The sequence below is a fragment of the Mycobacterium sp. ACS4331 genome (assembly GCF_001667265.1).
GTDB lineage: Bacteria > Actinomycetota > Actinomycetes > Mycobacteriales > Mycobacteriaceae > Mycobacterium.
In genome coordinates this window covers 1-23,884 of record NZ_LZHW01000049.1, presented here as the reverse complement: position 1 = coordinate 23,884, position 23,884 = coordinate 1, and the positions used below count along the sequence as shown (strand labels likewise).

Annotated in this window: 23 protein-coding genes; 10 read left to right on the top strand and 13 right to left on the bottom strand. The window is 65.8% G+C overall.

Features of this window, described 5'->3' with window-relative positions; genetic code table 11:
• The first annotated feature begins 8 nt into the window (after window positions 1–8).
• Window positions 9–1,112: an acyl-CoA dehydrogenase family protein gene (locus A5727_RS12135; RefSeq protein WP_068249329.1), complete on the top strand. Its 1,104-nt coding sequence runs from the start codon at window positions 9–11 to the stop codon at window positions 1,110–1,112.
• A gap of 127 nt (window positions 1,113–1,239) precedes the next feature.
• Entirely contained in the window at window positions 1,240–1,653 is a 414-nt protein-coding gene (locus tag A5727_RS12130; protein ID WP_157521344.1) for a hypothetical protein, read from the top strand.
• A gap of 11 nt (window positions 1,654–1,664) precedes the next feature.
• Here A5727_RS12130 and A5727_RS12125 read toward each other — a convergent pair whose 3' ends face one another.
• Window positions 1,665–3,158 (bottom strand): HNH endonuclease signature motif containing protein, encoded by a 1,494-nt coding sequence (locus A5727_RS12125; protein ID WP_353612257.1) that lies wholly within the window; start codon window positions 3,156–3,158, stop codon window positions 1,665–1,667.
• Window positions 3,159–3,409: 251 nt separating this feature from the next.
• Here A5727_RS12125 and A5727_RS12120 point away from each other — a divergent pair, with 251 nt between their 5' ends.
• The 5 genes from A5727_RS12120 to A5727_RS12100 all read left to right on the top strand — a co-directional run bounded on the left by A5727_RS12120 (window position 3,410) and on the right by A5727_RS12100 (window position 7,807).
• Window positions 3,410–4,180: an SDR family NAD(P)-dependent oxidoreductase gene (locus A5727_RS12120; RefSeq protein WP_068249323.1), complete on the top strand. Its 771-nt coding sequence runs from the start codon at window positions 3,410–3,412 to the stop codon at window positions 4,178–4,180.
• A 302-nt stretch (window positions 4,181–4,482) separates the two neighbouring features.
• Window positions 4,483–5,673: a lipid-transfer protein gene (locus tag A5727_RS12115; protein WP_068249321.1), complete on the top strand. Its 1,191-nt coding sequence runs from the start codon at window positions 4,483–4,485 to the stop codon at window positions 5,671–5,673.
• On the top strand, window positions 5,670–6,119 hold the full coding sequence (locus A5727_RS12110) for a MaoC family dehydratase N-terminal domain-containing protein (protein WP_068249319.1): 450 nt from the start codon (window positions 5,670–5,672) through the stop codon (window positions 6,117–6,119). The genes A5727_RS12115 and A5727_RS12110 overlap by 4 nt, the downstream gene beginning before the upstream one ends.
• On the top strand, window positions 6,113–6,529 hold the full coding sequence (locus A5727_RS12105; protein ID WP_068249317.1) for a MaoC/PaaZ C-terminal domain-containing protein: 417 nt from the start codon (window positions 6,113–6,115) through the stop codon (window positions 6,527–6,529). The genes A5727_RS12110 and A5727_RS12105 overlap by 7 nt, the downstream gene beginning before the upstream one ends.
• 129 nt (window positions 6,530–6,658) lie before the next feature.
• The gene (locus A5727_RS12100; RefSeq protein ID WP_231992054.1) at window positions 6,659–7,807 is read left to right on the top strand and encodes a TetR/AcrR family transcriptional regulator; all 1,149 of its coding nucleotides are present in this window, start codon (window positions 6,659–6,661) and stop codon (window positions 7,805–7,807) included.
• Window positions 7,808–7,858: 51 nt separating this feature from the next.
• Here A5727_RS12100 and A5727_RS12095 read toward each other — a convergent pair whose 3' ends face one another.
• The gene (locus tag A5727_RS12095) at window positions 7,859–8,779 is read right to left on the bottom strand and encodes an alpha/beta hydrolase (protein WP_068249313.1); all 921 of its coding nucleotides are present in this window, start codon (window positions 8,777–8,779) and stop codon (window positions 7,859–7,861) included.
• Window positions 8,780–8,965: 186 nt separating this feature from the next.
• On the opposite strand from A5727_RS12095, the gene A5727_RS12090 reads away from it, so the two are divergent.
• Window positions 8,966–9,763 (top strand): SDR family NAD(P)-dependent oxidoreductase, encoded by a 798-nt coding sequence (locus tag A5727_RS12090; protein ID WP_231992053.1) that lies wholly within the window; start codon window positions 8,966–8,968, stop codon window positions 9,761–9,763.
• A 65-nt stretch (window positions 9,764–9,828) separates the two neighbouring features.
• Here the strand turns inward: A5727_RS12090 and A5727_RS12085 are convergent, their stop codons facing one another.
• The 11 genes from A5727_RS12085 to A5727_RS12035 are packed head-to-tail and all read right to left on the bottom strand — an operon-like array spanning window position 9,829 to window position 20,561.
• Window positions 9,829–10,323: a CAP domain-containing protein gene (locus tag A5727_RS12085; RefSeq protein ID WP_068249419.1), complete on the bottom strand. Its 495-nt coding sequence runs from the start codon at window positions 10,321–10,323 to the stop codon at window positions 9,829–9,831.
• Entirely contained in the window at window positions 10,293–10,865 is a 573-nt protein-coding gene (locus A5727_RS12080) for an Rv1363c family protein (RefSeq protein WP_068249309.1), read from the bottom strand. Before A5727_RS12080 ends, A5727_RS12085 begins: the two co-directional genes overlap by 31 nt.
• Entirely contained in the window at window positions 10,862–11,380 is a 519-nt protein-coding gene (locus A5727_RS12075; protein WP_082949761.1) for an Rv1363c family protein, read from the bottom strand. The genes A5727_RS12080 and A5727_RS12075 overlap by 4 nt, the downstream gene beginning before the upstream one ends.
• Complete coding sequence (locus A5727_RS12070; RefSeq protein ID WP_068249304.1) at window positions 11,347–12,792, bottom strand: MCE family protein; 1,446 nt, start codon at window positions 12,790–12,792, stop codon at window positions 11,347–11,349. The genes A5727_RS12075 and A5727_RS12070 overlap by 34 nt, the downstream gene beginning before the upstream one ends.
• A 1-nt stretch (window position 12,793) precedes the next feature.
• Entirely contained in the window at window positions 12,794–13,945 is a 1,152-nt protein-coding gene (locus A5727_RS12065) for an MCE family protein (protein ID WP_068249302.1), read from the bottom strand.
• Window positions 13,942–15,177, bottom strand: coding sequence for an MCE family protein (locus A5727_RS12060; RefSeq protein WP_068249300.1), 1,236 nt, complete (start codon window positions 15,175–15,177; stop codon window positions 13,942–13,944). Before A5727_RS12060 ends, A5727_RS12065 begins: the two co-directional genes overlap by 4 nt.
• Window positions 15,177–16,454: an MCE family protein gene (locus A5727_RS12055; RefSeq protein WP_068249298.1), complete on the bottom strand. Its 1,278-nt coding sequence runs from the start codon at window positions 16,452–16,454 to the stop codon at window positions 15,177–15,179. Before A5727_RS12055 ends, A5727_RS12060 begins: the two co-directional genes overlap by 1 nt.
• Complete coding sequence (locus A5727_RS12050) at window positions 16,451–17,479, bottom strand: MCE family protein (protein WP_157521343.1); 1,029 nt, start codon at window positions 17,477–17,479, stop codon at window positions 16,451–16,453. The genes A5727_RS12055 and A5727_RS12050 overlap by 4 nt, the downstream gene beginning before the upstream one ends.
• 16 nt (window positions 17,480–17,495) lie before the next feature.
• Entirely contained in the window at window positions 17,496–18,902 is a 1,407-nt protein-coding gene (locus tag A5727_RS12045; protein WP_068249297.1) for an MCE family protein, read from the bottom strand.
• A 4-nt stretch (window positions 18,903–18,906) separates the two neighbouring features.
• The gene (locus A5727_RS12040) at window positions 18,907–19,761 is read right to left on the bottom strand and encodes an ABC transporter permease (protein WP_068249295.1); all 855 of its coding nucleotides are present in this window, start codon (window positions 19,759–19,761) and stop codon (window positions 18,907–18,909) included.
• The gene (locus A5727_RS12035; RefSeq protein ID WP_068249293.1) at window positions 19,758–20,561 is read right to left on the bottom strand and encodes an MlaE family ABC transporter permease; all 804 of its coding nucleotides are present in this window, start codon (window positions 20,559–20,561) and stop codon (window positions 19,758–19,760) included. Before A5727_RS12035 ends, A5727_RS12040 begins: the two co-directional genes overlap by 4 nt.
• 989 nt (window positions 20,562–21,550) lie before the next feature.
• On the opposite strand from A5727_RS12035, the gene A5727_RS12030 reads away from it, so the two are divergent.
• Together A5727_RS12030 and A5727_RS12025 are read left to right on the top strand one after the other, a co-directional pair.
• Complete coding sequence (locus A5727_RS12030; RefSeq protein WP_068249291.1) at window positions 21,551–22,774, top strand: cytochrome P450; 1,224 nt, start codon at window positions 21,551–21,553, stop codon at window positions 22,772–22,774.
• 5 nt (window positions 22,775–22,779) lie between these two features.
• Window positions 22,780–23,781 carry a PDR/VanB family oxidoreductase gene (locus A5727_RS12025; RefSeq protein WP_068249289.1) on the top strand — a complete coding sequence of 334 codons (1,002 nt, stop codon included), beginning with the start codon at window positions 22,780–22,782 and terminating at the stop codon, window positions 23,779–23,781.
• Window positions 23,782–23,884: the final 103 nt, after the last annotated feature.

Sequence of the window (23,884 nt, the reverse complement as noted above, 5' to 3'; positions counted from 1 at the left end):
GACAGGTCATGGACTTCAACCTCACCAAGGAACAGGAACTGCTCCGCGACGGGCTCGCCAAGTTCCTCGACACCCGCTACGACCTCGCCACGAGTCGAACCGCGGCCAAGACCGGACCGGGCTGGCAGCCCGACATCTGGCGCTCCTTCGCCGACGAACTCGGCATCCTCGGGGCGACCTTCGACGAGGAGGTCGGCGGAATCGGCGGTGGCGCCGAGGAACTCATGGTGATCACCGATGCGCTCGGGCACGCTCTCGTGGTCGAGCCCTACGTGAGCACCGTGGTGGTCAGCGGCGGACTGCTGCAGCGCGCCGGCGGCGCTGCGGCTCATGCGCTGCTGGAGCAGATCGCCTCGGGCGCCGCGGTCGTCGCACTGGCCTCGCACGACGAGGGAGAACCGGCCACCGCCGAGCGCGACGGCGACGCGTGGGTCATCAACGGATCCAAGCCGGTCGTGCTGGACGCGCCCTTGGCCACCCACCTGCTCGTCACCGCCCGCACGCCCGACGGTCTCGGGCTGTTCCTCACCGAGTTCGACGCGGCCTCCCCCGCCCCGGGACTGTCGGTGCAGAGTTACCGGACCATCGACGACAGGCGCGCCGCCGATCTGGGGTTCAGCGGTCTGCGCCTGCCCGCCGATGCGCTGCTCAGTGGCGATGCCGAGGCCTCGCTGGCGCGTGCCCTGGACGAGGGTGCCGCCGCGGTGGCCTCGGAGGCCGTCGGATGTATGCGAAAGGTGTTGACCGACACCGTCGAATACTCCAAGCAGCGCCAGCAGTTCGGGCAGCCGATCGGCAGCTTCCAGGCACTGCAGCACCGCATGGTCGACATGTACATGGAACTCGAGCAGTCGGTGGCCGCGGTGTTTTTGGCGATCCTGAACCTCGATGCCGAACCGGAGGTGCGGTCTCGCGCGGTGTCCGCGGCCAAGGCCACCATCGGGCGCGCGGCCCGTTTCATCGGCCAGAACGCCGTGCAGTTGCATGGCGGCATGGGCATGACCGAGGAACTCGCGATCGGCCATTACTTCAAGCGCCTCACGGCCGTGCAGTACGAGTTCGGCACCACCGACTACCACATCACGCGGTACGCGGAATTGACCAAGCCATAGGCTGAGCAGCAGGGGACCTGCGCGTCGCCTACCGTGCGCCGCGCGAGGGGAGCACGCGGCTGTCTCTCCCCCGACTGAATTTCGGAGACCGCCAACATAACCCGTCTTTGCGCGCGATCATCGGGTGATGGCGCTGCAACCGTTCGCCGACACCGGATACAACGACAACAACGGCGTCGCCACGCCGTCGGTTGAGGTGATCTTGGCCAAAGTGCCGGACGGCAAGATTCTGGTCGTCGAGCACGTCTCGGGACAGTTCGCCGTGCGGGACGGCGGCGTGGTGAACTGGCTTCAGGCCGCCGCCCAGGGTGCGAATTCAGTGGTGTACCTACCGGCGCACTTCGTCACAGGACTGAGCCAGTTCAGCACCGCACAGGGCCTGGGCCGACATCACCAGTTCGGCTCGCCGGCGAGGCTTTACGTGAGCGCCGGCAACAGCCTTGTGGTCTCTGGCGGCGCCACCAAAGCGGTCGCCAGCCCAGACCCCAGTGCCGCGATCTCGTTGTTCGTCTCGGCGATCGGGTATCTGGTCGATGCCTGAACCGATGGTGTTCAGCTTGTATCCCGCTTTGCGCGTCGGCTCTTGATGCGTTGGAGTCTGTCTTCCTCACGGGTACGCCGACGACGAGGCATCTGCACACCCTTGTCGAGGCTTGGCGTGCTCGACGGCGCGAGATTCGGCAGCGGCGCGGTGGTGTCCCAGTCCGGAAAGACGATGCGGCTGCCGGGGTGGGTGGTGTAGGTGTGGCCGGTCGGGGCGGTCCAGGTGATGCTGCCGTCGGGGTGCTGCACATCCGACCACCCACCTTCGCCGACGTAGAAGGTTTTGAGCAGGTGGTTCTTTCGGCACAGGCAGCGCAGATCCGATGGATGCGTCGGCCCCACGGGATAGGGAATCGCGTGGTCGATGTGGCAGAACTGCGCCGGGGTGCTGCACCCCGGAAAGCGGCAGAACATATCCCGGGTACGGACGAATGCCGCCAACGCCGCCGAGGGGTGATACCCAGGCTCTGGGGTCTGCGGCGGTGGTGTGAGTGGTTTGACGGCGGCGCCACTGAGCAGCAGTTCCCGCAGCAGCGGCTGGGGCACGATCCCGCCGCCCTGCAACACCGCTGCCGGTCGCCGCGCCGACGTGGGGGTGGCTGCGGGTGAGGCTGACGGGTCCTGCGCCGAGGCGCCAGCGGCCCGGGCGGCCGGGTCGGGCACGGTCACGCACTCAGAGGAGTTCTGCGAGGTCTGCCGCGTTTCCTTCGGGATTCCCGCCCGGGCCGCAGCCACGGCCCGTTCATCAGCGAGGACATGGATGACTGCCGGACTGCGGCTGGGCTTCACCGTGGCGCCGACACATTCGGGCTTTCCGCAGCGGCACGCCAGCGGCCCAGACTCGGCGGCCATCGCACCCAGGGCATCGGAACGACGCTCCCCCGCAGTGCGCGGGTCATCACCACACAGGTGACGAGTCAACTGGGCCACCCGTTTCCTGATCAACGCGGCATCAGTGCTGTAGATCCGGCCCCACATCGAGCAGGTGCCCGTCTCATCCTCGGGCTTGCCGAACTGCACATCCCGCCCACGGGCGGCGGCCTCAAACGCCGCCACCGCATCCGGATCATGCTCGGCCAGCACCTTGTCGATCTCCACGTCGAGCCTGGCCTCCGACAGGGCTCCCCAGCGCTCTGCTCTGGTGGCGATCTCAGCGTCGATGGCGGCGTTGGCGTAGTCATCGATCACCATCCGGGTGCGCCAACTGATGATCGACGCCGTCCGCGCACTGATCACCCCAGCCCGCAACAACCCGAACACCCGGGGCAGGCGCACGTGCATGGCCAGCGCGAAATGCATCTGGCCGAAGGCTTTGCGCCCACTGATCCCCAGTGCGGCGCCGATCTCGGCCGCGCACGCATCCCAGGTGTCACACGCCCACAGGGCGCGCTCATCGTCATCGCACACCCGCAACTCCATCAGCGCATGGATCGCCGCCAGCCGATGCGCCGCCGCGGCAGCCTCCGCGCGTGCGAAAGCGCTGATCGCGGACACGACCGACACGTCGTCCTCCGAATCAAACCCCGTATCGCACATACGTTCGATTGTCGTCGCCGTCCACACCCGCCGCCATACCGAGCCGCCGACCTGTGGACGAAACCGTGACTGTGGACAACCACCAGCCGCGACCCGGCTATGGTAGAACAGAAATTAACAATACCGGCTCAGGCGAGGCTCCAACGCATGCCAACCGAGCCAGCGCGCTCCCCACCCGGTTGCGCACGAGAAGTCTTATCCGACAGAGGGAGTCAGCGTTGACCGAGAATGCCTACGCAATCGTCGTCGGCGGGGCGTCCGGTCTGGGCGCCGAGATCGCCCGCACCATGGCCGCTCACGGCTATGCGGTGGTCATTGGAGACCGAAACCTTGAGGCCGCCCAGGAACTGGTGGCCCAACTCGGTGCTGGCGCGCACGCCGCGGCCGCCGTCGACGTCGCCGACGAGGACAGCGTCGCAGCATTTTTCGAGTCGGTGACGCAGCGCCCCGGCAGTTTCGACGTCGCGGTCAACTGCGCTGGGATCACCGCGCTCGGGTTGGTCACCGAACTGCCGGTCGCGAAGTTCCGCCGCGTCGTCGATGTGTGCCTGACCGGCGCGTTCCTTTTCACGCAGTACGCCGGCCGGCACATCGCCGACGGCGGCGCCATCATCTCCCTGAGCTCACTGAACGCCCGCCAGCCCGCAGTCGGCATGAGTGCCTACTGCTCCGCCAAGGCCGGCCTCTCGATGCTGACCCAGGTAGCGGCACTGGAACTCGGCTCGCGCGGGGTTCGGGTCAACGCCGTCGCACCAGGACTGGTGCGCACCCCGTTGACCTCCGGCGCACTGGGTGTTCCCGGCGTGGAGAGTGAGTACGTCGAGAACATCCCGCTCGGCCACCCCGGCACTCCGCAGGACATCGCCCAGGCCGTGCTGTACATGGCCCGGGCGCAGTGGCTCACGGGCGAGGTGCTCGACCTCAACGGCGGCGCCCACATGATGCGCTACCCGAACGTCAAGGCGCACTTCGAGGCCGCGCAGAGCTGATCCCAGAAGCGTAATGACTCCGGCCCACAGGGGCCGGAGTGATTGCATCTCAGACGTTCTCAGATCCCAGGCGGGTGGCGGCGTCGAGCCGGACGACCTCACCGTTGAGCAGCGAGGCCCCTGGGCGACAGATCTCGGGGCGTGCCGAACCTGGAGCGGACGGTGGTTCAGCCGCACTGCCAGTCAAACCTATAGTTATCTGCAATATCAGCCACCACCCACCCCCAATGGTTGCATTAGTGCAGCGACCATCCATATAGTTATTGCTGATTCTAGTTATGAACCCGAATGTGAGGGTGGGTATGGAACGCAAGGTATGCGTCGCGGGGGTCGGCATGACCCCCTTCGCCAAGCCAGGCAAGAGCCGGGACTATCAGGAGATGGGTGCCGACGCTGCGCGCGCCGCCCTCGCCGATGCCGGTGTGGATTACACCAAGGTGCAGCAGGCCTACGCCGGCTACGTCTACGGCGATTCGACGTCGGGGCAGGCGACGCTGTACCACCTGGGACTCACGGGCATCCCGGTGGTCAACGTCAACAACAACTGCTCGACGGGGTCGTCGGCATTGTGGCTGGCCCGCCAGGCCGTGGCCTCGGGTGCAGCCGAATGTGTTCTCGCAGTGGGCTTCGAACAGATGCGTCCGGGCGCGCTCGCCGCGGTGTGGGATGACCGGCCCAGTTCGACCGGCAAGTTCGAAGAGGTCGCGCTGGGCCAGCCCGGCGCCGAGCCGAAGGCACCGATGGCCGCTCAGCTGTTCGGCGGTGCCGGTGTCGCACACATGGAGCGCTTCGGCACCAAACCAGAGACTTTCGGCCGCATTTCGGTCAAGGCACGCCAGCACGCCGCACGCAATCCGTTTGCCGTCTTCCGCGACACCGTGACGCTGGAGGAGGTGATGGCCTCACCGACGATCTGGGGACCCCTGACGCGACTGCAGTGCTGCCCTCCCACGTGCGGTGCTGCTGCCGCGGTGGTGTGCAGCGAGGAGTTCGCCGCCGCCAACGGAATCGACCAGACCGTCCACATCCGGGCCCAGTCCCTGGTCACCGATCTCCCGGGTGCCTACAACGGCGAGGATATGCGCCGCGTGGTCGGCTATGACATGTCGGCGAAGGCCGCCCAGGACGTCTACGAGGCCGCAGGCGTTGGCCCCGAGGACATTCCGGTGGTCGAACTGCACGACTGCTTCACCACCAATGAGCTGATCACCTACGAGGCGCTGGGCCTGACCCCTGAGGGCACCGCCGAGAAGTTCATCCTCGACGGCGACAACACCTACGGCGGCCGCGTGGTGACCAACCCCTCGGGCGGTCTGCTGTCGAAGGGTCATCCGCTCGGTGCGACGGGCCTGGCCCAGTGCGCCGAACTGGTGTGGCAGTTGCGCGGCCAGGCCGGCGACCGTCAGGTCGACGGCGCCCAGCTCGCCCTGCAGCACAACCTCGGCCTCGGTGGGGCCTGCGTCGTCACGCTGTACGAAAGGACTTCTCGATGAGCGCCGAATCCCTCAACGGCTACCAGTGGCCGGAGAGCACCGTCGACGTCGAACGGGGCCGTGTTGCCATGTTCGCCAAGGCGATCGGTGAAACCGATCCGGTCTACTTCGACATCGAGGCCGCTCGCGCCGCTGGTCACCGAGACCTGCTCGCACCTCCGACATTCGTGTTCGGGCTTGATCTCGAACACTCCGACACGCTCGGAGTCCTGGAGGCCAACGGCGTTGACGTGTCGTCCGTGCTGCACGGTGAACAGAAGTTCGTCTACCACCGGCCCGTGTATGCCGGCGACACGCTCGAACTGCAGGCCGAGTTCACCGACTACTTCTCAAAGAAGAACGGCGCCTTGGAGTTTCTGGTGCGTCGTTCCCAGCTGTCCTCCGGCGGCGAACTGGTCGCCGAGATGGAGAGCGTGTCCGTCATCCGGAATGGAGCACCATCGTGACCACCGCCACTGAGATCCGGGTCGGAACCGAACTGCCACCGCTGGTGGTGGAGCCGATCTCTCGAACCACGTTGGCGCTCTTCGCCGGTGCGTCGGGCGACCACAACCCGATCCACGTCGACATCGACGCCGCCAAGGCCGCTGGTTTCGACGACGTGTTCGCGCACGGGATGCTCTCGATGGCCCACCTGGGACGTCTTGTGACGTCATGGGTCCCGCAGTCGCAGTTGCGCGCGTTGAGCACTCGGTTCACCGCGATCACCCCAGTGCTCGCGCAACCGACGTGCACGGGGACCGTCGTGAGCGTCGATGACGTCGACGGCGAGAGGCGAGCCACCGTCGAGGTGACGATCACCCTGGCCGACGGCACCGTGACGCTCAGCGGCGAAGCCGTGGTGGCGCTGCCGTAGATCCGGACGAGTCCTGGAGGAGTGGACTATAATCATGGTTCACTCTTCCAGGGCCCGATTGCCGCCGAACGGCAGAAAAGGGGGACCGCCGACGTGGCGCAGCCCGTTCGACAACACGCGCGGAGTTCGGTGCGCAAACTGCAGTTGACTCAGGCTGCCGCCCGCCTGTTCACCGAACGCGGCTACCACAACGTCAGCATGGACGACGTCGCCTCAGCGGTCGGACTCACTGGCCCGGCACTCTATCGGCACTTCCGCAAGAAACACGACATTCTCGCGCAGGCGATCTCTGAGCAGGTGGGAGCAGTCGAAGCCGTTGCGGCCAAGGCCGCCGAAGCCGATCTGGAGCCCGACAAGCGCGCGACGATGTTCCTCTCCGACCTCGCCGACCTGGTCTTGGAACGCGAAGAGGTCCTGCTCTGGAAGCGCGAGCGCAGGCAACTCGCCGAGGAGGAGCAGAACGAATTCCGCTCAAAGCTCAACAACATTCTGCGCCTGACGGTTCAGGCGCTCGGCCTCAGCGACGGCGGTACGCCCACCAGCGACGCCGAACTGCGGGCCTGGAGCGTATTGGCCATCTACTCAAGCGTCGGACAGGCCCGCAAGCGCCTCGACGACTCCACCATCAAGCGCCTACTGCACAGCATGTCCGAGGGCATCCTGCACTGTGAGCTCAACGGCGCCGCGACCACTTCCAGGCGACCCGCCCCGAAACAGCGGCGCCCGCCGGGTCGCCGCGAGCGAATCCTGGGCACCGCCACGCGGCTGTTCCACGCGCAGAGCTACCACGCGGTCGGCATCGAAGAGATCGCGGCCGAGTCGGACACCGCGATCGCCACGTTCTATCAGTACTTCAGCGGTAAGGCCGAACTGCTGCAGGCCGTGTTGAACCGCGGCGCCGAGGGGCTTCACTACGTCACCAATCACCGACTCCCCTCCGCGAGCACACCGCAGGAGGCCATCGACACGATCGTCTGCACGCTCATCGAACTGGCTCTCGGCCCGCATCAGCCGATTCTGGCGATCCTCGCCTCGGACCTGATCTACCTCCCGGAGCATGCCCAGGAAGCGATCCGGATGAGTGAACGCGAGTACGTCGACGATTGGGTGGCCGCCATTCTTGCAGTGCGGCCGGAACTCTCGGCCCCGCACGCACGCCTGCTGGCCCAGGCAGCCATCGGGCTGGTCACCGACATCACCCAGACGCAGAGCATGCGCAACCGCCCGGGCATCGCGGAGGAACTGCACCGACTCGTCTCGGCTGTTCTCGCCGCCTAAGCGTGGTGGCCTAAGCCCCTGTGGCGCGGCCGCGGCCCGACCCTTGGACCGTCACCTCAGAACCCTGCGAACGAAGTCGCCGATCTCCGCCGCCGCGTACTGTGCGCGCGGCATGTACGTCGTGAACATCGTCCAGGCATGGCAGACACCGGAATACACCGAGAGTGTCGAGGGCGACCCGTCGCGCTCCATCCCGGCGTGCAGCATCCTCGCGTCGTCGAGGAGCACCTCGCGGTCGCTGACCATGATGAGGGTTTCCGGAAGGTCATCGAATCGCCCGAACACCGGCGACGCCAGCGGATCCCGGGGATCGTGACCCTGCAGAACCGCCATCGCCAACGACTGCACCGAACGACGCGAGATCGCCTTGTCGGTGCCCGCGTGGACGTCGAAGCTCTCCCCGGATGCGGTGAAGTCCGCCAGAGGTGACATCAGGACCGCGCCGGCCGGCGCAGACGTCTTCTGGTCGCGGGCCCGCATGAGCGACGCCATGGTGAGACCGCCACCTGCCGAATCACCCGCCAGCACCCAACGACCGTCGAAATTCTCGGCGGCCCAGCCCATCACGGCCTGCGCATCCTCGACGGCTGCCGGGAAGGGGGATTCGGGCGCAAGACGGTAGTCGGGCACGACGACGGGGTGACCACACTCCCCCGAGATCGCCGCCGCCACGCCGCGATAACCAGCAGCCGAGCCCATGACGTACCCGCCGCCATGCAACCAGACGACCGCGGCGCTCTCATCGACATCCCCCGCAGCGACGCGAAGCGCGGGGACGCCCCCGGCGGACACCTCGCTGACGATCACCCCCTCGGGAAGCCCGAAGGAGGACATCATCTCGTCGAGGCTCTCACGCATCACGGGCAGCGGCCTGCGTCCATCACCGAACACCCGGGCGAGGTCGCCGTCGGCGCGCTCGAGTGCCTGTGCGTCGACCTCCGACACGTCCTGTCCCGTCAGCGACGACCCCATACCGACACACCACCCATCTCAGCAGAACAAGAATAGAAACTAACTAGAATCCGATAATAACTTGTCAGCGGACCATTGACGCTCATCTTCGATGAAGTTAACCTTCACACAAAGGGACCCGGCAACGAATCCCGGACAGAACACGTGAGGAACGACATGCCACGACTCTCCGACAAAATCGCCCTGGTGACAGGCGCCACGACCGTGGAGCCGGGGGGGCTCAACATCGGCGGTGCCGCGGCCACCGAACTGGTCGCCGGAGGCGCCCGCGTGGCGCTGGCCGACATCAACATCGAGGGCGCGTCCGCACTGGCCGACCAGCTCAACCAGAAGTATGGCCCGGACGTCGCGATCGCAGTCCACACCGACCTCCGCGACGAGGCCGCGATCGCAGAACTCGTCGCCACCACCGTCTCGACCTTCGGCGGACTCAACGTCCTGCTCAACATCGCGGGTGTGTTTCCCGCCGGGGACGGTGACGTCGCCACCATGCCGATCGAGGTCTGGGACGACGTGATGGCCGTCAACCTGCGCAGCGCACTGCTCACCACCAAGCATTCGCTGCCCCATCTGCGGGCTGCGGGCGGGTCCATTGTGAACACCGCATCCACCCACGCCTTCGCCGGGGACACCAGCCTGACCGGATACGGTGCGACCAAGGCCGCACTGTTGGCGCTGACCAAGTACACCGCGACCCAGTACGGCCGAGAAGGTGTGCGGTGCAATGCCATCTGCCCCGGCACCACCACGACCCCGCCGGCCCAGCAGTTGCCGAAGGTGATCACCGATGTCTACCGGCGCCATACGCCCGCCGCTGACCTGAACGGCCCCGACGATCTGGCCAAGGTGTACGCGTTCCTCGCCTCGGACGACTCGCGCGGCATCAACGGCGAATCCATCAGGGTCGACGGTGGTCTGCTCGCCCACCAGCCGTTCGTTCCGGACATGGACTCCATGGGAGCCGCGACGGCCACCTCGCAGTAGCCGAACCCAGCACAGAACTGGCGCGCCGGCCTCAAGCAGCCGGTGCGCCAGTTTCTTTCGTGCGGTCAGTCCGGACGTCCGAACATCGCGACGACGACGGTGCGATCCAGACTGTTCTCCGACCACACCCCGATCCGGGTGTTCCCACAGTCCGCCATCATCGCGTAGTACGCGGGGTTGTGGTACCAGAGGTTGATCAGTTCGATCCCGCTGATCGCCAAGGCGGGATGGATGGCCACCGCCTCGGACGCGGTTCCATGGAATCCAGCCGCCTCCGCCCGCTGCTGGGGTGTGGATCCGTCGGTGCCGACGTCTCCCCCCAGGCTGCGATTGGCCATGAGATCACGGGCGTGCCATTCGGCCGCCAACAACAGTTGCGGGCTGACATTCAGCTCGCCCGTGCATTCCGCTTGCCGCTGAACCGCATACACGTTGGCGACCACGCTGCTGTTGAACCGCCTGTTGTCGGCATGCGCAGCCGGCGTCACGGCCGCGGACGCGAGCGTGACGCCCAGCGCCGTGGCCAGAACTAGAGGGGTTCGAACCCTGAGATCAACCATTGGTCTCCGACCTTCTCCAAATCGACTCGTGCGCTGGACCGGGTGTCGGTGGGCGGGTCGGCCCCCACGGTCGTGGTCTGGTTGACGTAGACGAGAACCTGTGCGTGATCGGCATCGGCCGACAACAGTGCCGCGGCAGGGACCGTGGCGACGGCCGAGATGCGCTTCTCCTCGGCGCCGGGGATCACCAGGTCGTTGATCAGCGTGGTGTACTCGTTGCGGAAATCACCGGTCATCCGCTGTGTGGCGGCGGTCAAGTCCTCCTGCACGTGGTCGGCACGGTAGGACAGCATCGCTGTCGCGCCCTCCGTCGCAGCGACCACCGCCTGCGCGGCCGCACCATTCGAGCTGGACACCGAATTGGTCTGCCACTTCAGGTATCCCACGCCAAGGGCCATCGCCAGCACCGCCAGGGGCAGCACCACCCAGACGAGCACGTGTCCGCGGTTGCCGGGCTTGTCCGCGACCTCGGGAGCCTCGGTCTCAGGGACCTCGACCTCAGGAGCCTCGTTCTCGGTGGCCCCGCTCTCAAGCACGGTCATGACACGAACGCAACGTCGGAGACGCGGGCGGTGTCGCCGGTCTGCTGCACCCCGATGCGCATCCGCCAGACCCGTGGATCTGGTTCCGCGGCACCGGCATTCGACATCTTGACCGACATCACCACCAGAACCTGGGCGGAGTCGCCATCGCGGGATTCCAACGCGGCCGAGCTGACAGTGCCCTCCGAGACCGACTGAGCCTGCTTGACGACGTCGGCGAAGGGGTGCGAACGCTTCTCGAAGTCCTCGTGGAACGTGCCTGTCGAGGAGTCGAGGATGCGCTTGATATCCGCGTCCACGGTGCTGTGGTCGATCGTCGTCAGATTGATCGCACCCTGCCGCGCGGCCTCGACGAACATGCTCTGCTGCGCCTGGTCTCGCCGCTCCTCGACCAGGCGGTAGCCCAGCCAGCCTCCGACGGAACCCAAGGACACGAACGCCACCGCGCACACCGCGACTACGGCCTTCGTGGTCGAACCCGTCAGCCCATCGGCGGAATCAACATGCTCTGCCATGTCCTGCCTTCCGTCTTTGAACCCAGGTCGGCCTGGGTGTAGATCTTCCCGTCGGGCGCCACGTACTCCCCGGTTTCCGGGTTGTACTCCGCGACCGCGACGGGTGCCGGAGCCGCCGGCGCGGCGGGCGGCTGATCGGCCACGAGCGGCAACTGCGGGACACCCTGCCCCGACAGCGTCGCGTTCGGGTCGCCCTTCCAGTTGAAGCCCTCGTTGAGGGGTACGTACTCCTCGTCGCTCTCACACATGCGTGCGGTCGGCGCGCGCTTTCCGGGGCGGTTCAAGCACGGGTAGTTGCGGTTGCCGCGCACCACATTCCAGGAATCCTGCGGTATCCGGCAGTACAGATCGCCGGGCGGGAGATCCGCTGATGTCTCCACATTGGGCGTGAGCTGCTGATGCGCAGGCAGGAACCCGGTGGTGCATGGGGGCGGCAGGTTCAGGTTGAGGTTGAAGCTCACGTACAGGCCTGGCGACTTGCGCTTGGAGTCACGGTTCGCCAGCAGCGCGCCCTGAAGAGCGGCAACGAGTTGCGGCTCCAGGACCAGCACCTGTTCGATCGCGGGCTGGTACACAACCGCGACTTCACCGACGCTGACGAGGTTCGCCATCAGAACCGGCAGTGTCGGCTTCAGCGTGTCGAACAGCGCCCGCGCCTCGTCGGTCGCCTCCGCGCCGCGCTCGAGCAGGCCGGCGACCGCAGGGTCGGCATCGCGGACCTGGCCGGTGAGGTTCGCCAGGTTCGCGGCCCAGGCATTGATGGAGTCCGCCGTCTCACTCTGTGCGTCCATCAGCGGCTTGGCCTTGTCGATCAGCGTGAGCAGCGGATCGAGGTTGGCGCGCGCATCCGAAGCCAGCCGCGTTGAGCCCTGCACGATGCGGGAGAGCTCAGGCCCGAGGCGCCCGACCGCGGTGTAGCTTTCGTCGACAACGGTCTTGACGTTGTCCCGCGGGATGGCCTGGATCCCGTCATTCGCGGCGTCGAGCAGTTTGTTGATCGGCGGAGGCACCTTCGCGCGGTCCAGCGGAATGACGTCGCCGTCCGCCAAGGGTGGCGCACCGCCACTGCGCGGCACCAGGGCGACGTACTGCTCACCGATCGCTGAGGTGCTGTGCACCTCAGCGATCAGATCCGACGGGATGTCGGTTCCAGAGTTCAGCGACAGCACCGCCTCGACCCCGCCGGTCGGGGTCAGCCGCACCTCGGTGACCCGTCCGACCGTGGTGCCCCGGTAGGAGACGTTTGCGGTCTCGTACAGGCCAGCGGCCTGTGGGAGTTCCACGGTCACGGTGTACTGGCCGACGCCGAACATCGCAGGCACCTTGACGTATCCGAACGCCATGATTCCGCCAGCGACCACGGAGACGATCGCGAAGAGCGCCAGTTGGAGCTTGATTCTCCTGGTCAACATGTCAGGGCCCCTGGTTGAACTGGTAGGGAGCGACCAGCGGGTTCACCGCGGTGTAAGGGCTGGGGAGTTGGCCGATGGTTCGCCCCCACTGCATCTCCAACTCGGTCAGGTCCCCTTCGAAGCGGGTGCCGTTGAGCAGGCCGTCCCCGAGGCGGCTCAAGGTGAGGTCGAAGATCACCGAGGTGTTGAGGTAGTCACCGCGAACCACCTTGTCGATGTTCTCGATCGGCCACGGGAACGTCGCCAGCAGACTCAACGACCGGGTCATCGCCGGGCCCGCGTCGGCCAACGACTTCATCACCGGGCCGACGGCGTTGATCTCGGAGACCAGGCTCTGCTTCGTCTGATTGACCGTGTCAGCCGTCAGTGCGCTGAACTTTCCGAAGCCGTCCACGGCCTCGGTCAGGTTCCCACGGTGCTCGCTCAGGACCGCCAACGCGTCTGGGATCGCCCGCATTGCGTTGTCCAGGATGGGTTTCTGGTCCGCCAACTGTCCGACGAGATTGTTGAAGCTGTCACTGGCAGCAATGATGTCGCCGGTCTGGGTGTTCAGGCGTCCCACGAACACATCCACCTGCTCGATGAGGCTCCGCAGGTCGCTCTCGCGGCCGGCGAAGGCGGTGGCCAGGGCCGCGGTGATGTCCTGAATCTGGCCGACGCCGCCGCCGTTGAGCAGCAGCGACAATGCCGCAAGAGTCTGATCGGTGCTCGGATACGACGACCCCGCATCCAACGGGATCAACGACCCCTCGTGCAGCCTGCCCTGTGGCGGCACGCTCGTCGGCGGTGCCAGTTCGACGTGCAGCGAACCGAGCAGGCTGGTCTGACCCACGGTCGCGGTGGCGTTGGCCGGCAACTCCACATCCCCGTTGAGCCTGATGGTCACCAACGCGTGCCATCCCTGGCGCTCGATCTTGGTGATCGTGCCGACGTTGACATCACCGACTCGCACCCGGGAGTTCGGTTCGATCGTGCCGATGTCGGGCAGCTGCGCCTGCACCAGATAGGAGCCGTCTCCCCCGCCCTGGGTGCCCGGCATCGGCAGCGAGTTGAGGCCTCTCCACTGACAGCCGGACAGCGTCAACGCCATGACGGCGACGAGTGCGGCGAAGCTCTTCGCGCGCAGTGCGATTCGACGAGTGTTCACGCTCATCCTCCTGCGCCAGGAAGAAGCATTCCAGACAGGCCGGCCTGCTCTGCGGACGCCTGCGGTGGCACATAGTCCGGCCGCAGCCAGTTCTCGCTGTAGGTGAGTTCGTTCGGTCGGGCCTGCTGTCCGACGAACAGGTTCTCTCCCAACGGCGGGAAATTCATCTGCCGGTTCTTGACGATCGGCGCGAGGTACTGCGCGCACAGCTTCGACGAGTACACCGAGTTGACCCGCGATGCCGCCTCGACGGCTCCGCACAGGAACTGCACGGGGTCGGCGAGGTTGTTCACCGCGAGCATGCCGGTCAACGCGGCCTGGGAAGGCTGGTAGACGTTCGCGAAGTTCTGTGCAGCATTGGGGAACGCGTGCAGCGCCTGCTTGATGTCATCGAGGCCCCCGTGCACCGCGGTGGAGATCGACGCCAGCTTCTCAGTGGCGATTCCCGCGGCCTCGCGGTTGTCCTTGACGAACTGCGTCGCCTCGGCGACAACAGCATTGAGATCGTTGACGGCGTCGCTGACGGCGCCGGGGTCGTCGGCCACCAGGCCAGTGACGGCGGCCATGTTCCGGTTGAGCTGCGCCAGCAGGTCCGAGCTGTCCTCCAGCGCCGTCACCACCACCGACAGGTTCTTCAGCGTGGCGAAAGTGTCATCACTGTGATCGCCCAACGCCGACATGGCCTTGCCCATCGTCATGACGGTTTCCCGGATGTTGGCGCCCTGCCCGCGCAGGTTGTCGGCGGCGGTGTTGACGAACTGGCCCAGCGTGCTGACGCCGCCCGGTTGTGTGGGCGCAAGTGCATCGGTGAGCTTCTCCAACTGCGTTCGCAGGTCATCCCATTCGAGCGGAACGGCAGTCCGGTCCAGAGGAATCTCCGCGCCGCTGTCCAGCACGGGGCCGGACGAATAGGCCGGGGTGAGTTGAATGGCGCGGGCGGTCACCAACTGAGGTGACACGATGACGGCTTTGGCGTCCGCGGGCACCTTGTGCTTGGCGTCGACCCAGAATGTGACCTTGGCCCGCTCCGGTTGTGGCTCGATGGTCTCGATCGCCCCGACCGGGACACCGAGGATCCGCACCTCGTCGCCGATGAAGAGGCCGTTGCTGTTGTCGAAGTACGCGACGAGCTGGGTGCGGCCGGCGTGGTTGAACGCACGAAGGGCGACCACCCCGCCGGCGACCAACGCCGCGGCCAGCACCGCCACCAGCACGGTGCGCGGAGAAAACTTGGGCATCACTGTCCTCCGTCCTGCCCTTGTGGCGCGGGATCCGGGATCGGGGTCGGCTGCTGACCCTCGGGCCACAGCGCCGGCGGTCCGGGCGCGGGTCCTCCCGGTGGCGGAGCGGGTTCGGGCTCCCGGTAGGGATAGCGCGGGTCACCCGGGTTGCCGGTGATCGCATCGGGAATCGTCAGGTGCGGCTCGCCGCCCTGCCCGGTACGCGGGTACGGCTGGGGCAGCGCGGGCGTACCGGGCTGTCCCGTCTGCGGATCCGAAAGCTGCGAGGGCGGAAGAACATTGGGGTCCAGTCCCAGATCGGAGAATGCCGCATCGATGAACGGCTGCACCAGTTGGCCCGGCAGGTTGGCCAGATAGGCCTTGAAGAAGGGCCCCGAACCCACCGTTTCACCCAAGCCCATCGTGTACTGGTTGAGGTACTTGATCGCGAGCATCACCCGTTCCTTGCGGTTGTCGACGATCGTCAGCACTCCGTTGAGTTTGTCCAGTGCGCCGCGCATCTGGTCACGGTTGTCGTCGATGAACCCCGACAGCTGCCTGGCGAAGGTCGACAGGTTGCGGGAGATCTGCTCCAGCGCTGCGCTCTGCTCACGCAGTTTGCCCAACAGCGCATTGCTGTTGGCGACGAGTTCGGCGACCTGCTCGGCGCGTTCGGACAGTACGCCCGTGGCTTTACTCGCGTTGCTCAGCAGCGTGCGCAGTTCATCGTCCCGCTGGCCGAGGGTGTTCGAGAACCGGCCCACACCCTCCACCGCAGCGCGCAGATCCGGCGGCGTGCTCTGGAAGGTCTCCGCCAGGGTCGCCAGGGACTCCGACACCGTGTCGGTGTCCAGACCGCTGATGGTGGCGGACAAATCTCCCAGCGCATCCGGCAGCTGGTACGGGGATCTGGTCCGATCGATGGGGATGGGCCCAGCCAGCTCGCCGTCGCCACGGGGGGTCACCTCGAGAACCTTGGACCCGAGCAGGCTCTTGGTTCGGACATGAACTTCGGTCAGGTCGCCGAGATGGACGTCCTTGTTCACGTCGAAGTCGATCCGAACCTGGTTGCCCTCCAGCTCAACCGACGACACCTGGCCGACCCGGAATCCGGCGACCTGCACCGGCGCACCGGTCCGAAGACCGCCGGCCTCGGCGAAGTAGGCCGAATAGTCCTCGGTCGAACCGTTGAACGGCAGCTTGTCGTACTGCAGTGCGAACACGGCGACGCCCGCGGTGAGCGCCATCCCTGTTAGGCCGACCAGAAACGGGTTGCGTTCAGCGAAGGGTTTCACTTGGGGGTGCACCGTCCTGTCGTCTGCTCGGCGATCTTGACGTAGACCGGCTGTCCGCCCTTGCCGTTCAACTTCAGCGACAGGGCACAGAGATACTCCGGGATGAAGTCACCGCGGCTGCCCAGGCGGGCCAGCTTCTTGTACGCATCCGGCAACATGTTGAGCAGGCCGTCGAAGTACTCGTGATCGGCCAAGATGGTCGAACTCACGCGATCCGACTGTGCCACCGCCTCTTTGAATGGCTGACGGGCCTGCATCAGCAGATCGGCGACCGTCGCCGAGGCAGCATTGGTGTAGGCGACCGCGTTCGCCACGTCGGTCTTGCGCTCCTCGAGCGCCTCCACGAGATGTGACAGTGAGTCCACGGCCTTGCCGAACTGCTCGGTCTGACCGCCAAAGGTCCCCAGAACCGAATTGAGGTTCCCGATCACCTGTCCGATCAACTCGTCCCGGTCTGCCAGGGTGTTGGTGACGGCCGCTGCCTGCCGCATGAACGACCCGATTGTCGCCCCCTCCCCCTGGAACGCCTGAATCAGCGCACTGGACAACGTGTTCACCTGCTCGGGATCCAGTGCCCGGAACAGAGGGCGGAAACCACCGAGCAGGGTGTCGAGATCCAAGGCGGGTTCGGTGCGGGTCGTCGGAATGGTGCCGCCCGCGGCGAGCCGCTGGGTGTCACCGGGGCCCTCAAGCAGTGCCATGTACCGATCGCCGATGGGGTTCTCCCAACGGATCTGGGCCTTGGTGCCCTCGGTGAGCACCACCGAGGGGTCGGCGGAGAACTCGACGATGGCACGCGCGTCGGGGCCGATGGAGATGTTCTTGACCTGACCGACCTCGACACCGGCAATGCGGACGAAGTCGTTGACCTCGAGGCCGCTGACGTCGGTGAACTCGGCGCGATAGTTCTGCTCGTCCGAGAACCGCAGGTTCGCGAAGACCGCCATCAGCCCGAACGCGGACAGGACACAGGCCATCACGAATGCGGTCAGGTTGATGACAACCCTTCTGAGGCTGTTGTTCACTGCTGATCCTCGATGCTCATGGTGACGGTGCCGCCGCTTCTGCCGGCAGCGGAGCCTCCGGCGCGGGCGCCGCCTCAGGGGCTGGGGCGGCAGCTGCCGGCGGTTCGGGCACGCCCGGCCACAGCGGGGTTCCGTCCGGTCCGTACAGCGGCGCACCGTAGGGCGCTCCTCCCGGCGTGGCTGGTGCCGGGCCCGGGGCCGGGGGCCCGGGGTGGCGCAGCCGTGGCGGCTCCGGCACACCCTTGGTCACCGGGAAGTAGTTGACCCAGCCCGGGAACCCGATGCCAGGATTAGGCCGGATGTCCATCCCGGTGCCGAATCCCGTGTCGGTGACCAGGTAGCGCACCGGGAAGTTCTTGCTGACGTCGGGCAGCGAACCGCAGCCCGGCTGGCCACCCGGACCACCCTTGGCACCCACCTTGGGCAGGTTCTCGGGGAAGCGATAGGGGTCGTCGCCGAGCAGCAGGCCGACGTCCTGAACCACCGAATGCCCGTTGCCACCGATGTTCTCGTATGCGCCGTGGTCGAGGGCGTACTTCGCACCCTGCAACAGGCAAGTGTAGATCGGGTCGTACTTCAGCAGCAGACTGGTGGTCGGCTCGAGGACATTGATGCCCTTGATGATGGTGTCCCGGTTCGGCCCGATGAGGTCGATTCCGCTGTTGGAGAAGCCGATCGAGCTCAACAGCAGTGCGTCGAGGTCCTGTGCGTGACCGGTGATGGTCTCACTGGTGCCGCTCGCCGCATCCAATGTGGTCAGGATGTCGCGTGCCGCGGTGCTGTAGGCGTCGCTCACGTTCTTGAGCGACACCCAGTTGGCACCCACCTGGTCCATCTTCGGATTGATCGCCAGCAGAACCTCATTGGCGTCCGTGATGGCCGCGCCCATGCGCTCCCCCTGGCCGCGAACGCCCTCGGAAACCGCGGTGAGCACCGCACTGAGCTTCGCGACGTCGATCTGGTTCAGCAGGCCGACCAGGTTGTCGAACACCGTGTTCACCTCGGTCGTCACGTTGCGTGACCGCAGGACGGCGCCCGCCGTGATTCGTTCGGTGGTGGGCTCATCGGGATAGATGAGGTCGACGTACTTGGCGCCGAACGCCGTGGTGGCGGCGATCTCGGCCTCCACGTTGGCCGGGATGTAGGAGACCTTGTCCGGGTCGATCTCCAGCTTCAAAGCGACGGGATGCCGTCCGCCGGCAATGCCGGCCACGCGGCCGACTTCCACGCCGCTCATCTTGACCTTCGCACCCGGCTCCATCACCAGGCCCGAACGATCGGAGGTCAACGTGACTGGCACGTAACGACGGAAGGTGCCGGCGAAGATCGCCGAGCACACCGCGACCAACGCGATGATTGCCGCGAACAGGGCTGCGGTCCACCAGATCGGGTGGACGCCGACACGACTGCTTCTGTGATCCATGCGTCTACCCGGCGAGATGGAAGTTGCCCGACTGGCCGTAGATGGCCAGCGAGAGGAACAGGACCACGAGGACCGCGGCGATCAGCGACGTGCGCACGGCACGCCCGACGGCCTCGCCGACCCCCGCGGGGCCACCGGACGCGGTGAACCCGTAGTACGTGTGCACAAGCATGATCACGACCGCCATCACCACCGCCTGGAAGAACGACCAGATGATGTCGGTGCTGTTCAGAAAGGTGGTGAAGTAGTGGTCGTAGACGCCGGAGGACTGGCCGTAGATCACGATCGTGCCGAATCTCGCGGCCCAGAACGCCGACAGGACAGCCACGCAGTACAGCGGGACCACGACGATCACTCCGGCGAGCACTCGACTCGACGCCAGGTAGGCGACTGACCGGACACCCATGACCTCCAATGCGTCGATCTCCTCGTTGATCCGCATCGCACCGAGTTGCGCCGTCGCGCCGGCACCGATGGTGGCGGCCAACCCGATGCCCGCGATCACCGGTCCGATCAGCCGGACGTTGAAGTAGGCCGACGCGAAACCGGTCAGGGCTTCGACGCCGACTTCGGCGAACTGGTTGTAACCCTGCACCGCAACCAGAGCGCCGGTGGACAGGGTCAGGAAACCGACGATCACAACTGTCCCGCCGACGACCGCCAAAGCGCCTACGCCCAAGCTCATCTGGGCGATCAGCCGAAGAAGCTCGACCTTGTAATGGATCAGGACATCCTTGATGGAGCCCAAGGTCTGGAAGTAGAACTGCGCCTGGGTGCCGATTCGGGTCAGCCCGTCCACCCAACCGCGGAAGGTGCGCTGGATGTGCGGGTGAAGCCTGCTCGGGTTGCCGGCGGTCACAGTGTCGCCTTGATGCCGACCGCCGACGCGATGATGTTGATGGCGAACAGCGCGACGAACGTGAACACCACCGTCTCGTTGACCGCGATCCCGACACCTGCCGGACCGCCGCCCACGGAAATGCCCTTGTAACAGGCGATCAGACCGGCGGCCAGACCGAAGAGCGCAGCCTTGATCAGCGAGATGATGACGTCGGCGGCCCCGGTGATGACCGTGAGGCCACCAACGAACGCTCCGGGGGTGACGTCCTGGACGAAGACCGAGAAGATGAAACCGCCGACCAATCCCACGAGGATCACCACCGACGACAGCAGGGTCGCCACCAACGTCGCGGCCAGCACCCGAGGCACCACCAACGACTGAATCGGGTTGACCCCCATCACCCGCAGCGCGTCGAGTTCGTCGCGAATCGTGCGGGCCCCGAGATCGGCGCACATCGCCGTCGCTCCCGCACCCGACACCACGAGCACCGTCACCACTGGACCGATCTGCGTGACGGTTCCGTACGCAGCGCCCGTTCCTGCGAAGTCAGCCGCACCGAACTCGAGCAACAGGATGTTGAAGGTGAAGATCAGCAGGACCGTGAAGGGGATCGCGAGCATCAAGGTCGGCACCAGCGACACCCGCGCGACAAACCACGACTGCTCCAGAAACTCACGCCAGGCGAACGGCCTGCGAGGAATCGTCATCAGGGTGTCGAGTGCCATCGCGAAGAAGCCGCCGAGCGCGTTCACCGGCTTCGCGCCCCGCGACGACGAGATGGCGTCGAGCGACGACCGCGGCGACTCAGTGGTGGTCATCGCGACACCTCGAACTGCAGAACGGCAGATTGTGAAGAACAATTCTGCGCTTCCTCGGTCAACCTGCCGCCTCTCATTCGGATAGCGGTAGTGGTGTCACACCGCAGTGCTGGAGTGTTACCGATCACAACTGTGATCGGTCGTAGCATCCCATAGCGTCATTTCGACCGTCAAGCAGCGATGCCGAGCCGCAGTCCCCCAGCCCGCTCGACTCCCCGGTACGCAATCCGTTCCACCTCGTCTTTTGCTCCGCCGCGGACGGGCCTGCACCCCCATTCGGGGGCATCCCACTTGGCCCGATTCGAGCACTAAATGTAAATGATGATTCTGGCTTCAAGATTCTTCCGACCAGCCAGGGACAGTTGCCGGGGAAGCATCGAACCCGCCACCGCCAGTTAGTTGCCCGTATGGAACGACCCGCCGCCGAGGCTGTCGGTCGCCAGGGACAAGGACAGCGCTGGGCCTTGCCCTGTCCGGCGCCAACGTCCTCCGCAAGGCGTCGTTACCGACGAGCTCGAAGACGCCTTGGGCACCGAATCCGATCGCCGCGGCGAGTCTGTCGGCCGTCACGTCGACGGCGATGATCTGGACCTACGGCAGCCGATTTGGCCCCACCACCGTGCAACTGCAGATCACTGCCGGGGAATGCGGAGCGCGGCAGCCCGCCTTCGGAACGCGACCTGCACAGGAGCGCCCGACCCCCACTCATCTTCGATCAGATCCAGAACCAGCATTCACTACCCGTGTTCACGACGGCGCCTATGGGAAACCTTCACGGCGAGAATCAGCTAACCTTCGAACCGCTGTATCTCCAGCTATAGACTGTATTTTGACGCATACAGCTATCCCGGTCTGCGCGCCTTCGGAAACTGCGAACACCCTGTTCTTGACGGCCGAAGAACTTGTATGTGATGCTATCGACAATCACTGTTGTGACAGAGATCATTCATTTTTCAGCGGTGTGATCCCACATTCCAGGAGGCCCTCAAGTGACCACCAGCGAGCAGACCTCGAGCGCCGGCACGGCCTCGACGGCGACGAATCCCGAAGAGCTGCCGGTGTTTCCGTTCAAGCGGCAGTGTCCCTTCGCGCCTGCGGCCGATTACGCCGACGGCGGCTCGATCCGGAAGGTTTCGTTCAAGAACATCGTCCCGGCCTGGCTGGTCACCGACTACAGCGACGTCAAGGCCGTGCTCGGCGATCGACGCTCCAGCGTCCGAAATATCCCTGACCCCTCCCGGGGCGACGAGGGCGGCGAGGCGCTGCCCGGCTTCTTCGTCGCGATGGATCCGCCGGAGCAGACCCGGCTGCGCAAGATGCTCTCGCGCGAGTTCACGCCGCGCCGTATGGAAGCAATGCGCCCCGCGGTGGAGCGGATCACAAACAAGCTGATCGATCAGATGCTCGAGCAGGACGGGCCGGTAGACCTGGTCCAGGCTCTGGCGCTCCCGTTGCCGTCATTGGTGATCTGCGAATTGTTGGGCATCCCCTACGACCGGCACGACTGGTTCCAGGAAGAGACCGTGAAGTTCCTCCGCCTCGACACCTCACCGGAAGAGGCGGCCGAGACGGTCGCTTCGGTGATGGGGTATCTCGGCGAACTCACCGTCTCCAAGATGGACGATCCCGGCGACGATCTGATCAGCCTGCTGCTCAACCATGTTCGCAGCGGCGACCTGACCATCCCCGAGGTCGCCGGCATGGCCGCCTTCCTGTTGATGGCCGGGCATGAGACGACCGGCAACATGATTTCGCTGAGCACGTATGCCCTCCTGGAGCATCCCGATCAACTCGAGTTGCTGCGCCAGGACCCCTCACTCATCCCGGCCGCGGTGGAGGAACTGTTGCGATTCCTCGACATCATCGGAAATCTGCCGCGCTACCTGACCGAGGACATGGAACTCGCGGGTCAGACCGTCCCGGCCGGAGAGATCGTGATGGTGGCCATGGACAAGGCCAACCGCGACCCCAAGCAATTCGAGGATCCGGACACGCTGAACATCCTGCGCACGGACGCCAAAGGCCACGTTGCCTTCGGGCACGGCATCCACGTGTGCCTCGGCGCGCCGCTCGCCCGAGTCGAACTGCAGTCGGTGATCACCGCACTGTTCAACCGCATCCCGACCCTCAAGCTCGCGGTTCCCGCCGAGGAGATCCAGGTGAAGACCGACGCCAAGATCTTCGGGCTGAAGTCGCTGCCCGTCACGTGGTAGGCCGCATGGCCAACGCTGATTGCCTGGAGCAGGCGAGCACCGTACGCCTGGTCATGCGGGAGTACGAGGCCGACGTCGTCATCGCCGGCAAGGATGTCATCGCCGACGGCATCGTCGCCCTGACGTTGAAAGAGGTCGGAGGCCATCCGCTCCCGGAGTGGACACCAGGTTCACACATCGACCTCATCATGCCCTCCGGCCTGGTACGCCAGTACTCGCTGTGCGGTGACCCCAAGGAACGGGACACCTGGCGCATCGCGGTGCTGCGCGAGCCCGATGAGCGGTCCCGCGGCGGCTCGATCTACGTGCACGACTCCCTCGAGCAGGGCAGCAAGATTCGTATTCGCGGTCCTCGCAACCATTTCCAGCTCGCACCATCCCCGAACTACCTGTTCATCGCCGGCGGCATCGGTATCACGCCGATCCGGGCGATGCTGGCAGCAGCAGAGGCGGCGGGGGCGAACTGGAAGCTGGTCTACGGCGGACGCAGCACCGAATCCATGGCATTCCTCGACGAACTGGCCCCCTACGGAGACCACGTCGAGTTCTGGCCACAGGATCAGCGTGGACTGCTCGACCTGGAACAGATTCTCGGCACCCCGCAAGCAGACACCCTGGTGTACTGCTGCGGGCCGCAGGGTCTGCTGACGGCGGTCGAAGAACGCTGCACGACCTGGCCTGCCGGCGCGCTACGGGTGGAACGCTTCAGCTCCAGCACTGTCGAGACCGAATGGGTCAACACCCCGATCGAGATCGAATTGGCCCAGCAGGGTGTGACATTGACTGTGTCCGCGGACCAGAGCGTGCTCGAGGCGATCGAGGCCCACGGTGTCGACGTGATGTCCTCGTGCCAGTCCGGCATGTGCGGGACCTGCGAAACACCGGTGCTCGCCGGCATTCCCGAACATCGCGACGACGTCCTCACCCACGAAGAACGTGAACGCAATGACTGCATGATGATCTGCGTCTCCCGTAGCCGCAGCGGCAAGCTCGTCCTCGACATCTAACCCCCCACCGATGTCGCGGACGCCCGGCGGGGGGGGGCGGGGGGGGGCCCCCCCGGTGTCGTTTCCGCCCACCACCTCCCCCAGAGAGAATGAGGGCAAAATA